At 67.2% G+C, this 12,429-nt stretch carries 9 protein-coding genes; 3 read left to right on the top strand and 6 right to left on the bottom strand.

The genetic code is table 11. From position 1 onward, the window contains the following. Positions 1 to 217: 217 nt before the first annotated feature. Positions 218 to 625, top strand: coding sequence for an SHOCT domain-containing protein (locus tag OHT52_RS18260; RefSeq protein ID WP_328721273.1), 408 nt, complete (start codon positions 218 to 220; stop codon positions 623 to 625). Between the two features lie 70 nt (positions 626 to 695). On the opposite strand, the gene OHT52_RS18255 is transcribed toward OHT52_RS18260, so the two are convergent. Further along, positions 696 to 1,244 (bottom strand): cysteine hydrolase family protein, encoded by a 549-nt coding sequence (locus OHT52_RS18255; protein ID WP_328721272.1) that lies wholly within the window; start codon positions 1,242 to 1,244, stop codon positions 696 to 698. Between the two features lie 138 nt (positions 1,245 to 1,382). On the opposite strand from OHT52_RS18255, the gene OHT52_RS18250 reads away from it, so the two are divergent. Next, complete coding sequence (locus OHT52_RS18250) at positions 1,383 to 1,877, top strand: GNAT family N-acetyltransferase (RefSeq protein ID WP_328721271.1); 495 nt, start codon at positions 1,383 to 1,385, stop codon at positions 1,875 to 1,877. 212 nt (positions 1,878 to 2,089) lie between these two features. Beyond that, positions 2,090 to 3,061 carry an ABC transporter substrate-binding protein gene (locus tag OHT52_RS18245; RefSeq protein ID WP_328721270.1) on the top strand — a complete coding sequence of 324 codons (972 nt, stop codon included), beginning with the start codon at positions 2,090 to 2,092 and terminating at the stop codon, positions 3,059 to 3,061. A gap of 154 nt (positions 3,062 to 3,215) precedes the next feature. Here the strand turns inward: OHT52_RS18245 and tuf are convergent, their stop codons facing one another. From tuf to OHT52_RS18220, 5 genes are all read right to left on the bottom strand, one after another. Beyond that, positions 3,216 to 4,409, bottom strand: coding sequence for an elongation factor Tu (gene tuf, locus OHT52_RS18240; RefSeq protein WP_266705279.1), 1,194 nt, complete (start codon positions 4,407 to 4,409; stop codon positions 3,216 to 3,218). Between the two features lie 159 nt (positions 4,410 to 4,568). Further along, positions 4,569 to 6,695: an elongation factor G gene (gene fusA / locus OHT52_RS18235; protein ID WP_328721269.1), complete on the bottom strand. Its 2,127-nt coding sequence runs from the start codon at positions 6,693 to 6,695 to the stop codon at positions 4,569 to 4,571. A 39-nt stretch (positions 6,696 to 6,734) separates the two neighbouring features. Then, entirely contained in the window at positions 6,735 to 7,205 is a 471-nt protein-coding gene (rpsG, locus tag OHT52_RS18230; RefSeq protein ID WP_219611728.1) for a 30S ribosomal protein S7, read from the bottom strand. A 2-nt stretch (positions 7,206 to 7,207) separates the two neighbouring features. After that, the gene (gene rpsL / locus OHT52_RS18225) at positions 7,208 to 7,579 is read right to left on the bottom strand and encodes a 30S ribosomal protein S12 (protein ID WP_003948652.1); all 372 of its coding nucleotides are present in this window, start codon (positions 7,577 to 7,579) and stop codon (positions 7,208 to 7,210) included. Between the two features lie 864 nt (positions 7,580 to 8,443). Next, on the bottom strand, positions 8,444 to 12,343 hold the full coding sequence (locus tag OHT52_RS18220) for a DNA-directed RNA polymerase subunit beta' (protein ID WP_328721268.1): 3,900 nt from the start codon (positions 12,341 to 12,343) through the stop codon (positions 8,444 to 8,446). Positions 12,344 to 12,429 lie beyond the last annotated feature (86 nt).

Here is a 12,429-nt window from a genome sequence, read left to right as displayed (position 1 = left end):
ACCCGCGCGGGCCGCCCGAGTACACCGCACGGTGACCCCGCCCTCCCTGCTCCGGGGCCGCGCCGCCCCGCATGCTCCGGGCGCTCCGGGCGCTCCCTCTCGCGTGGCCGACTTCCCCGAGCGGGCGCAGGATGGATGCTCCCGGGGGTGGCACGGCTACGGCACCGGGCCAGGCGCCTGGCTACGGCACGGGCTCTGGCTCCGACAGGAGAGAACGATGAACGACAGCGTGTACCTCGCCTACGACTATCCGGTCCTCGGAGCCTTCTGGACCGCGATGTGGGTCTTCATCTGGGTCCTGTGGCTGGTGCTCCTCTTCCGGATCATCGCCGACATCTTCCGCGACGACGACATGAGCGGCCTCGCCAAGACCGCCTGGCTCCTCATCGTGATCCTGCTCCCGTACATCGGCGTCTTCGCCTACGTGATCGCACGCGGGCGGGGCATGGGCCGCCGCGAGCACAGGCACGCCAAGGAGCAGCAGAACGCGTTCGAGACGTACATCCGCGAGACGGCCGGCAACACCAGCCCGGCCGACCAGCTCGCCAAGCTCTCCGAGGTGCGTGCACGGGGCGACATCTCGGACGAGGAGTTCCAGCGGGCCAAGGCGAAGATCCTCGGCTGACCGCCGCGCAGGACCCCGGGACCGGGTCGCCTCCCCACCACGGGAAGGGAACCCGGTCCCGGCGCCGCGCTCAGCCTTTGGCCCACTCCGCCACGGTGACCACGTCGGCCTGCGACGGGAAGACCTTCTCCGTCAGAACCCGGTGCACCTCCGGATCGCCGTCCGCGCAGGCGTCCGAGAGGACCGTGAGCCGGTAGTCCAGGTCGGCGGCCTGGCGCACGGTCGAGAGCACCACCCCGCTGGTCGCGATACCGGCGAGAACCAGGTGCTCGATGCCTCCGGCCCGCAGCACCATGTCCAGGTCACTGCCCGCGAAGCCGCTCACCCGCCGCTTCACGACCACGACGTCCTCCGGCCGGGTCTCCACCCGGGGGTGGACCGGGTTGGGGTCCGCGCCCGCGGGCGCCGCTTGGCGCCCCGCCAGGCCGGCGAACATCTTGTTGCGCGGGTGGATCTCGGGCGCACCGGGACGGAACCCGACCGTCACGTGGATGACCCGCATCCCCTCGCTCCGGGCGTGGTCGACGGCCTCCCCCAGCCGGTCCAGGTACCCCGGCCCGGCAAGTCGCTCGACGATGAGTGTCTGGACGTCCATGATCAGCAGGGCTCGCTCGGTCATCGGGTTCCTTCTCTCGTACGGGGTCAACGGCCTCTCGCCGGGGCGACGTTACCTACGCCTCCCGGCCCGACGCCCCGCAGGGGTGCGCCGGCCGTGACCGGGCGGAGCGCGCCGGACGCGACACTAGATACTTGACGGATGAACAACAGCACCATGCCCCCTGCGGCTGCCACGTGGGCCCTGCGCCCCGCGCTCCCCGGTGACCTCGAAACCATCGCGGAGCTGCGCGCCGTCGTCCTGCGGCCGGACCTGGAGCGCCTCGGGCGGTACGACGAACACCGCGTACGCCAGCGGCTGCGGGACACCTTCGTCCCCGAGCACACCTCCGTCATCGAGGTGGACGGGGCCTTCGCCGGAAGCGTGACGCTGCGCCCCGCCGAGCGGGGCCGCCTACTGGAGAACTTCTACCTCGCCCCCGAAGCGCAGGGCCGGGGCGTGGGTACCGCGGTCCTCCGGACTCTTCTCACCCGCGCCGACGAAGCGGGTGCGGAGGTCCGGCTGATCGTCGTGCAGGGCAGCTCAGCGCGCCCGCTGTACGAGCGCCACGGATTCATGGAGGAGAGCCAGGACCCGATCGACGTGTACATGGTGCGCCGCCCGGTCCGTAACGCCTCGGCGGCCGTCACCGACTGAGCCGGGCGGGGCGGGCGGCCCGGGCGGGGCGGGGCGGAGGCGGGGCACGCTTCCCGAGCGGCCGAGCCGGGATAGGCCGACCCGGATCGTGGGCAGGCTCCCGCCGCCCGCGCTTCCCGCCCCGGTGGCCCGAGCAACCGGAATCACATATTCCAGGAACGTATGTGCGAACGAATCGGGCTACTGTCGCGGGGAGCGAGTCAAGGAGAAGCATGAACACCCGCATCCGGACCGGTGCACTCGTCGGCACAGCCTCCGCCCTGCTGCTGGCCACCGCCTGCACGGCCGATGCCACGGCCCCCGTCATCTCGGTGGAGGGCGGACTCGGCACGGCGAAGATCCACGGAAAGCCCCGTACCGTCGTCGCACTCGACAACGCCAGCGCCGACATCGCGCTCTCCCTGGGCTTCGAGCCGGCGGCCATGCCCGCGGCCGCCGAGGGAGTCCCCGGCGGCATCACGCCCTGGACCCAGACCGCACTCAGCGGCAAGCACCCCCACCTGCTCCGGGCCGACGGCGACCTCGTCGCCCAGGTCGCCTCGTACAAGCCGGACGTGATCCTGGCGACCCGGGACCGCACCCTCGACCCGGTGTACGCGAAGCTCTCCGCCATAGCTCCCGTCGTGCACTACATCAAGGGCCCCGACGCTGACCCCTGGCAGACCAGCACCCGCGTCATCGCCAAGGCGCTCGACGTCAAGGATCAGGGCGAACAGCTGATCAGCGCCGCCGAACAGATCACCCTCGACGCCCGCGCGGCCTTCCCCGCCATGGCCGGAACCCGCTTCAACCTGCTGGTCTCCCCCATGCCCCACGGCGTCGGGGCGGTGAAATCGCGCGAGGACACCTCGGCGCGCGTCCTGCGGAAGTTCGGGATCAAGCTGAACGAACTCACCACCCAGCTCCCCGGTGCCAGCAACCCCGCACGCACCTACCTCGACTACGCGGACGTCGGCCGGGCCGACACCGACGTCGTCTTCGCCGCCGGCACGCCGAACGCCCTCGCCACCCTGGAGAAGGCCCCCGCCTTCCGCACGATGCGGGCGGTCACCGAGGGCCGGTACATCCCCCTGAACCCCGCCTTGGCCGAGGCCCTCGCGGAGCCGACCCCGCACAGCATCGAATGGGCCGTCGAAGAGCTGGCCCCGAAGATCGGCGCGGCCGCCATGGCAGCCCGCGCCTGACGGAGGGCCGCGCCGGCCGCCGCGGGCTCCCCGGTACGAACCACGAATCCGGCCGAAGACAGGAAAAAGAAGGGCCCCGTCCCACCGCTCGCGCGGCGGGACGGGGCCCTTCTCGGTGCTCGGTGAGGAGCAACCAGGTCAGACGATCAAGTGATTACTTGATGATCTTGGTGACCTGGCCGGCGCCCACGGTCCGGCCACCCTCACGGATGGCGAACTTCAGGCCCTCTTCCATGGCGACGGGCTGGATCAGCACGACGTTCATGATCGTGTTGTCGCCCGGCATGACCATCTCGGTGCCCTCGGGGAGGGTCACGACGCCGGTCACGTCCGTGGTACGGAAGTAGAACTGCGGGCGGTAGTTGTTGAAGAACGGGGTGTGACGGCCACCCTCGTCCTTCGACAGGATGTAGGACTGGGCCTCGAACTCGGTGTGCGGCGTGACCGAACCGGGCTTGATGATGACCTGGCCGCGCTCGACGTCCTCGCGCTTGATGCCACGGAGGAGCAGACCGACGTTCTCACCGGCCTGGCCCTCGTCGAGCAGCTTGCGGAACATCTCGATGCCGGTGACCGTGGTGGTGGTCTTCTCCTGCTTGATGCCCACGATGTCAACGGTCTCGTTGACCTTCAGGACACCACGCTCGATACGACCGGTGACGACGGTGCCACGACCGGTGATCGTGAAGACGTCCTCGATCGGCATCAGGAACGGCTTGTCGACGTCGCGCTCGGGCTGCGGGATCGACTCGTCGACGGCGGCCATCAGGTTCAGGACCGACTGGCCCCACTCCTTGTCGCCCTCGAGCGCCTTGAGCGCCGAGACCTTGACGACCGGCAGGTCGTCGCCCGGGAACTCGTACTCGGAGAGGAGCTCACGGACCTCGAGCTCGACGAGCTCCAGGATCTCCTCGTCGTCCACCATGTCGGCCTTGTTCAGGGCGACGACGATGTACGGAACGCCGACCTGGCGGGCCAGGAGCACGTGCTCCTTGGTCTGCGGCATCGGGCCGTCGGTGGCGGCGACCACGAGGATGGCGCCGTCCATCTGCGCGGCACCCGTGATCATGTTCTTGATGTAGTCAGCGTGACCCGGGCAGTCGACGTGCGCGTAGTGACGCGACTCCGTCTGGTACTCGACGTGCGCGATGGAGATCGTGATTCCACGCTGACGCTCTTCGGGAGCCTTGTCGATCTGGTCGAAGGCCGAGGCCTCGTTCAGGTCGGGGAACGCGTCGTGCAGCACCTTGGTAATGGCGGCCGTGAGGGTCGTCTTACCGTGGTCGATGTGACCAATGGTGCCGATGTTGACGTGGGGCTTAGTCCGCTCGAACTTCGCCTTCGCCACTGGGTCCTCCTGGGGAGTGGTTCTGTACGCCTTGCTTCATCGGCGCCAGGTGATCTTTGCTGGGATGCCGGAGCCCGGGGCATCCACCGCAACACTCGCGCGTTGCGGTGAAAGCCCACCAGGCTCCGGTGACAAGCCTAAAGCGTGAGCTCGGGAGAGTTACTCGCCCTTGGCCTTCGCGATGATCTCCTCGGCGACGTTCCGCGGAACCTCGGCGTAGGAGTCGAACTGCATCGAGTAGCTTGCGCGACCCGAGGTCTTGCTACGGAGGTCTCCGACGTAGCCGAACATCTCCGAGAGGGGCACGAGGCCCTTCACGATGCGAGCACCGTGGCGCTCCTCCATGGCCTGGATCTGGCCACGGCGGGAGTTGATGTCGCCGATGACCTCACCCATGTAGTCCTCGGGCGTGGTGACCTCAACGGCCATCATGGGCTCGAGAATGACGGGAGAAGCCTTGCGCGCGGCCTCCTTGAAGGCCTGCGAACCGGCGATCTTGAACGCGAGCTCCGAGGAGTCGACCTCGTGGTAGCCACCGTCGAGAAGAATGACGCGGACGCCAGTCATCTCGTAGCCGGCCAGGATGCCGAACTGCATGGCCTCCTGCGCACCCGCGTCCACCGACGGGATGTACTCCCGGGGGATGCGGCCACCGGTGACCTTGTTCACGAACTCGTACGAGGCGTCGCCGCCCTCGATCGGCTCGATCGCGATCTGCACCTTGGCGAACTGACCGGTACCACCGGTCTGCTTCTTGTGGGTGTAGTCATGACGCTCGACGGCCTTGCGGATCGTCTCGCGGTACGCGACCTGGGGCTTGCCGACGTTCGCCTCGACCTTGAACTCGCGACGCATACGGTCGACGAGGATGTCGAGGTGGAGCTCGCCCATACCACCGATGATGGTCTGGCCGGTCTCCTCGTCCGAGTGAACCCGGAAGGAGGGGTCCTCCTCCGCGAGACGCTGGATGGCTACACCCAGCTTCTCCTGGTCACCCTTGGACTTGGGCTCGATGGCGACCTCGATGACCGGCGCCGGGAAGTCCATGGACTCCAGGATCACCGGGTTCTTGTCGTCGGACAGCGTCTCACCCGTGGTGGTCTGCTTCAGGCCCATGACGGCGACGATGTCACCGGCGCCCACCGACTCGATCTCCTCACGCTTGTTCGCGTGCATGCGGTAGATCTTGCCGATGCGCTCCTTCTTGCCCTTGACGGAGTTCAGCACCGCGGTGCCGGCCTCCAGGCGACCCGAGTAAACCCGGATGAAGGTGAGCTTACCGAGGTGCGGGTCGCTCGCGATCTTGAAGGCGAGCGCGGCGAGCGGCTCGTCCACCGAAGGCTTGCGAGTGATGACCTCGTCGGCGTTGTTGACCGCGTGGCCCTCGATGCCCTCGACGTCGATCGGCGACGGCAGGTAGCGGACGACGGCGTCGAGCAGGGGCTGAACGCCCTTGTTCTTGAACGCCGTGCCACAGAACACCGGGCTGATCGTCGTGGCGCCACCCTTGCCGGAGGCAATGGTGATGCGACGGACGGCCGCGTAGAGCTGCTCCTCGGTGGGCTCGGTGCCCTCCAGGAAGAGCTCCATGAGCTGGTCGTCGTTCTCGGCGACGGTCTCGACGAGCTTGCCGCGGTACTCCTCGGCGAGCTCGGCGAGGTTCGCCGGAATGTCGACGACCTCGTACATCTCGCCCTTGGAGGCTTCGGCCGTCCACACGAGGGCCTTCATGCGGACCAGGTCCACGACGCCCTCGAAGTCGGCCTCGGCACCGATCGGCAGCTGCATCACGATCGGGGTGGCGCCGAGGCGGTCCACGATCATGTCGACGCAGCGCAGGAAGTCGGCGCCGGTCCGGTCGAGCTTGTTGACGAAGCAGATACGCGGCACGCCGTAGCGGTCCGCCTGACGCCAAACGGTCTCGGACTGGGGCTCGACGCCGGCAACGCCGTCGAACACCGTCACGGCGCCGTCGAGGACGCGGAGCGAACGCTCCACCTCGACGGTGAAGTCCACGTGGCCGGGGGTGTCGATGATGTTGATCGTGTGATCGACATCTTCGAGGGGCCAGTGGCAGGTCGTCGCGGCAGACGTGATCGTGATGCCGCGCTCCTGCTCCTGCTCCATCCAGTCCATCGTGGCAGCGCCGTCGTGGACTTCACCGATCTTGTACGAAACACCGGTGTAGAACAGGATCCGCTCAGTGGTGGTCGTCTTGCCCGCGTCGATGTGGGCCATGATCCCAATGTTGCGGACCTTGGCCAGGTCAAGCGAAGTGGTAGCCATAAGGCTTCAGTCTTCTCTCGGTCTCGATGTGGGTAACGACTACCAGCGGTAGTGCGCGAAGGCCTTGTTGGACTCGGCCATCTTGTGGGTGTCCTCGCGCTTCTTGACGGCCGCACCGAGGCCGTTGGAGGCGTCGAGCAGCTCGTTCATGAGGCGCTCGGTCATGGTCTTCTCACGACGGGCGCGGGAGTAACCGACGAGCCAGCGCAGAGCGAGGGTGGACGCGCGACCGGGCTTGACCTCGATCGGCACCTGGTAGGTGGCGCCACCGACACGGCGGGACTTGACCTCAAGGGCGGGCTTGACGTTCTCAAGCGCGCGCTTCAGCGTGATGACCGGGTCGTTGCCGGTCTTCTCGCGGAGGCCTTCCATGGCGCCGTACACGATCCGCTCGGCGGTGGAACGCTTGCCGTCGAGCAGGATCTTGTTGATCAGCGACGTGACAAGAGGAGAGCTGTAGACCGGGTCAATGATGACCGGGCGCTTCGGGGCGGGGCCCTTACGAGGCATTCTTACTTCTCCTTCTTGGCGCCGTAGCGGCTGCGGGCCTGCTTGCGGTTCTTGACACCCTGGGTGTCGAGCGAGCCGCGGATGATCTTGTAACGAACACCCGGCAGGTCCTTCACACGGCCACCACGCACGAGCACGATGGAGTGCTCCTGCAGGTTGTGTCCCTCACCCGGGATGTAGGCCGTGACCTCGATGCCGGAGGTCAGACGCACACGCGCGACCTTACGGAGCGCCGAGTTCGGCTTCTTCGGGGTGGTCGTGAAGACACGCGTGCAGACGCCGCGGCGCTGGGGCGAACCCTCGAGCGCGGGCGTCTTGTTCTTCTCGACCTTGTCCTGCCGGCCCTTCCGGACCAGCTGCTGGATCGTAGGCACTACTTCTCCGGTTTCTGTGTGCCGTTCGTTGAAACTAACCTGGAACGTCGCCGACCCACGCGGTCGGGTGTGTCGAATACTGCAAGCCTCTGCCGGAAAACAACGGATGAAGCGCAGATTGCGGTGGCCCTTGTCCGGACCCGGCCTGCGGCTGAGGACACGCATGCCGAGCCCAGGCACACCCCAGGCACAAGGCTTGAGCGTACCTACCTCATCGACTTGGGTCAAAACAAATGGGGCGCGGCCGTACGCGCGACGGCCCGTCCCCCGGCGGGGACCCCGCCGCGGTGTCCCCCGGCTGCCCGCCCCGGTCGCGGTGGAGGGACGCCCGGGCGCGGGCCGGGCCGAGGAAACCCCTGGTCGGTACGGTGGTCAGTCCTGGGGAGCGCAGTCGCCGCCGAGATGTTTACGGATCAGGAATGCGTCCTCCCGGTACTTCCGGCGGGCGGACCTCTCCTTCCGGCCGAGAAACACGCAGAGGACCGCTCCCCGCGATCACGTGGTCGCCGAGCTCCAGGCCCAGGGACATGAGTTTCCTCACGATCGGAGAGACAGGGAGAACACGGCGCTGTCCCGTAGCCACCGTAAAGACCTGCGAACAGCACTGCGGCCAACCAGTCTCGCAGGGTGCCAGTCGGCTCCCCAGGGCGTCGTCGGCGCCGCCGTCACGCCGAAGAACACTCGTGTCGTCTCCATGCGCACACCCCCGTCCTCACGCGTGCCGGCCGGCACGCGCGGGCGCCGGACTCCACCGGCGCAGGGGACATGATGCGGGCCACTCTCACACCAAAGTCCCCCGCACGACGCCGCAGGGCGGCCACCCCTTCCGGGATGACCGCCCTGCGGTTCGATCAAGCGACTCGCTTACTGGTTGTACGGACCGTAGTCGTAGTCCTCCAGCGGAACGGCCTGGCCGGAGCCGGTGCCGAACGGCGAGTAGTCGATGTCGTCGTAGCCGACGGCCGAGTACATCGCGGCCTTGGCTTCCTCGGTCGGCTCGACCCGGATGTTGCGGTAGCGGGCGAGGCCCGTACCGGCCGGGATGAGCTTACCGATGATGACGTTCTCCTTGAGACCGATCAGGGAGTCCGACTTGGCGTTGATCGCCGCGTCGGTCAGGACCCTGGTCGTCTCCTGGAAGGACGCCGCCGACAGCCACGACTCGGTGGCCAGCGAGGCCTTGGTGATACCCATCAGCTGCGGACGGCCGGAGGCGGGGTGTCCGCCCTCGGTGACCACACGACGGTTCTCGGTCTCGAACTTCGAGCGCTCGACGAGCTCGCCCGGCAGGAGCTCCGCGTCGCCGGACTCGATGATCGTCACGCGGCGGAGCATCTGCCGGATGATGATCTCGATGTGCTTGTCGTGGATCGACACGCCCTGCGAGTTGTAGACCTTCTGGACTTCGCCGACCAGGTGGACCTGGACCGCACGCTGGCCGAGGATGCGCAGCACGTCGTGCGGGTTGGTCGCACCGAAGGTCAGCTTCTGGCCGACCTCCACGTGGTCGCCCTCGCGGACGAGCACCTTGGAGCGCTTGGAGATCGGGAAGGGAGTCTCTTCGCTGCCGTCGTCCGGCGTGACGATGATCTTCTTGGTCTTCTCGGTCTCTTCGATCCGGATGCGGCCTGCGGCCTCGGAGATCGGAGCGACACCCTTCGGCGTACGGGCTTCGAAGAGCTCGACGACACGGGGCAGACCCTGGGTGATGTCGTCACCGGCCACACCACCGGTGTGGAAGGTACGCATCGTCAGCTGGGTACCGGGCTCACCGATGGACTGGGCGGCGATGATGCCGACCGCCTCACCGATGTCGACCAGCTTGCCGGTGGCGAGCGAGCGTCCGTAGCAGAAGGCACAGGTGCCGACCGCGGACTCACAGGTCAGGACCGAACGCGTCTTGACCTCCTCGACACCCGCGTTGACGAGGGCGTCGATGAGCACGTCACCGAGGTCCACGTTGGCCGGCGCGATGACCTTGCCGTCGATGACGACGTCCTCGGCCAGCATGCGGGCGTACACCGAGGTCTCGACGTCGTCCGTCTTGCGCAGGACACCGTCCTCGCCCTTGACGGCGATCTTCAGCTTGAGGCCGCGGTCGGTGCCGCAGTCCTCTTCGCGGATGATCACGTCCTGGGAGACGTCCACCAGACGACGGGTCAGGTAACCCGAGTCGGCGGTACGCAGCGCGGTGTCGGCCAGACCCTTACGGGCACCGTGCGTGGAGATGAAGTACTCGAGGACGGTGAGGCCCTCACGGAACGACGCCTTGATGGGACGCGGGATCGTCTCGTTCTTGGCGTTCGACACCAGACCACGCATACCGGCGATCTGACGCATCTGCATCATGTTTCCTCGGGCACCCGAGTCAACCATCATGAAGATGGGGTTCACCTTGGGGAAGTTCGCGTTCATCGCCTCGGCGACCTCGTTGGTCGCCTTGGTCCAGATCGCGATGAGCTCCTGCGTGCGCTCGTCCTTGGTGATCAGACCGCGCTCGTACTGCTTCTGGACCTTCTCGTCCTGCTCCTCGTAGCCGCGCACGATGGCCTTCTTGGCCTCGGGCACGACGATGTCGGAGACCGCGACGGTCACACCGGAGCGGGTCGCCCAGTGGAAACCGGCCGCCTTCAGGTTGTCGAGCGTCGCCGCCACGATGACCTTGGGGTAGCGCTCGGCCAGGTCGTTGACGATCTCGGAGAGCTGCTTCTTGCCCACCGAGTAGTCGACGAACGGGTAGTCCTCGGGCAGCAGCTCGTTGAAGAGCGCGCGGCCCAGGCTCGTACGCAGCCGGAAGGTGTCGCCCGGCTGGTACTCGGGCTCGCCCTCTTCGGCGACCGGCGGCACCCAGCCACGCGGCGGGATGGTGCCCACCGGGAAGCGGATGTCGACCTTCGCCTGCAGCGACAGCTCGCGGGCGTCGAAGGCCATGGTGGCCTCGGCCGTGGAGCCGAACGCGCGGTCCGTGCCCTTGACGTTGCGGCCCTCTTCGTCCGTGGTGAGGAAGAAGAGACCCAGCACCATGTCCTGGGTCGGCATGGTGACGGGGCGACCGTCGGCCGGCTTCAGGATGTTGTTCGAGGACAGCATCAGGATGCGGGCCTCGGCCTGCGCCTCCGCGGAGAGCGGCAGGTGCACGGCCATCTGGTCACCGTCGAAGTCCGCGTTGAACGCGGTGCAGACGAGCGGGTGGATCTGGATGGCCTTGCCCTCGACCAGCTGGGGCTCGAAGGCCTGGATGCCGAGGCGGTGCAGGGTGGGTGCACGGTTCAGCAGCACCGGGTGCTCGGCGATGACCTCTTCGAGGACGTCGTACACGACGGTGCGGCCACGCTCGACCATGCGCTTGGCCGACTTGATGTTCTGCGCGTGGTTCAGGTCCACCAGGCGCTTCATCACGAACGGCTTGAAGAGCTCCAGCGCCATGGCCTTCGGCAGACCGCACTGGTGCAGCTTGAGCTGCGGGCCGACGACGATCACGGAACGCGCGGAGTAGTCCACGCGCTTGCCGAGGAGGTTCTGACGGAATCGACCCTGCTTGCCCTTGAGCATGTCGCTCAGGGACTTCAGCGGACGGTTGCCGGGGCCCGTGACCGGGCGGCCACGACGGCCGTTGTCGAACAGCGCGTCGACGGCCTCCTGGAGCATGCGCTTCTCGTTGTTCACGATGATCTCGGGGGCACCGAGGTCGAGAAGGCGCTTCAGGCGGTTGTTGCGGTTGATCACGCGGCGGTACAGGTCGTTCAGGTCGGAGGTCGCGAAGCGGCCACCGTCCAGCTGCACCATCGGACGCAGGTCCGGCGGGATGACCGGCACGCAGTCGAGCACCATGCCCTTGGGCTTGTTGCTGGTCTGCAGGAAAGCGGAGACGACCTTGAGGCGCTTGAGCGCACGGGTCTTCTTCTGGCCCTTGCCGGAACGGATGATCTCGCGGAGGCGCTCGGCCTCCTCGTCGAGGTCGAAGGACTCCAGGCGCTTCTGCAGCGCGGCGGCGCCCATGCAGCCGTCGAAGTACGTGCCGAAGCGGTCACGCAGCTCGCGGTAGAGCAGCTCGTCGCCCTCGAGGTCCTGGACCTTGAGGTTCTTGAAGCGGCTCCACACCTCGTCGAGACGGTCGATCTCGCGCTGCGCGCGGTCGCGCAGCTGCTTCATCTCGCGCTCGGCACCTTCGCGCACCTTGCGGCGCACGTCGGCCTTGGCGCCCTCGGCCTCCAGCTCGGCCAGGTCGGTCTCGAGCTTCTTGGCGCGGTTCTCCAGGTCGGAGTCGCGACGGTTCTCGACCTGCTGACGCTCGACGGAGACGTGGGCCTCCAGCGACGGGAGGTCGCGCGTGCGGCGCTCCTCGTCGACGAACGTGATCATGTACGCGGCGAAGTAGATGACCTTTTCGAGGTCCTTCGGCGCGAGGTCCAGCAGGTAGCCGAGGCGCGACGGGACGCCCTTGAAGTACCAGATGTGGGTGACGGGAGCGGCAAGCTCGATGTGGCCCATGCGCTCGCGGCGCACCTTGGCGCGCGTGACCTCGACGCCACAGCGCTCACAGATGATGCCCTTGAAGCGGACACGCTTGTACTTGCCGCAGTAGCACTCCCAGTCCCGGGTCGGACCGAAGATCTTCTCGCAGAAGAGTCCGTCCTTTTCGGGCTTGAGCGTGCGGTAGTTGATGGTCTCCGGCTTCTTCACTTCGCCGTGGGACCAGGTCCGGATGTCGTCCGCGGTGGCAAGGCCGATCCGCAGCTCGTCGAAGAAGTTGACGTCGAGCACTTGTCGTCAATCCCTCTTTCGGGGGTTCGAGCCCCTCGCCGTCAAGCGAAAAGATGGGGCACTTCAGCAATGGTCTGAACGGGTCC

Origin of the sequence: Streptomyces sp. NBC_00247 (genome assembly GCF_036188265.1) — a bacterium.
Lineage (GTDB): Bacteria > Actinomycetota > Actinomycetes > Streptomycetales > Streptomycetaceae > Streptomyces.
Note: the sequence above shows the minus strand (reverse complement) of the source record. Positions and strands in the feature narration are given on the sequence as shown.

What these genes read in the sequence shown, in the direction of transcription:
- OHT52_RS18260 (WP_328721273.1), top strand. Translation starts at nt 218, where the DNA reads ATGAACGACAGCGTGTACCTCGCCTACGACTATCCGGTCCTCGGAGCC.
- OHT52_RS18255 (WP_328721272.1), bottom strand. Translation starts at nt 1,244, where the DNA reads ATGACCGAGCGAGCCCTGCTGATCATGGACGTCCAGACACTCATCGTC.
- OHT52_RS18250 (WP_328721271.1), top strand. Translation starts at nt 1,383, where the DNA reads ATGAACAACAGCACCATGCCCCCTGCGGCTGCCACGTGGGCCCTGCGC.
- OHT52_RS18245 (WP_328721270.1), top strand. Translation starts at nt 2,090, where the DNA reads ATGAACACCCGCATCCGGACCGGTGCACTCGTCGGCACAGCCTCCGCC.
- fusA (WP_328721269.1), bottom strand. Translation starts at nt 6,695, where the DNA reads ATGGCTACCACTTCGCTTGACCTGGCCAAGGTCCGCAACATTGGGATC.
- rpsG (WP_219611728.1), bottom strand. Translation starts at nt 7,205, where the DNA reads ATGCCTCGTAAGGGCCCCGCCCCGAAGCGCCCGGTCATCATTGACCCG.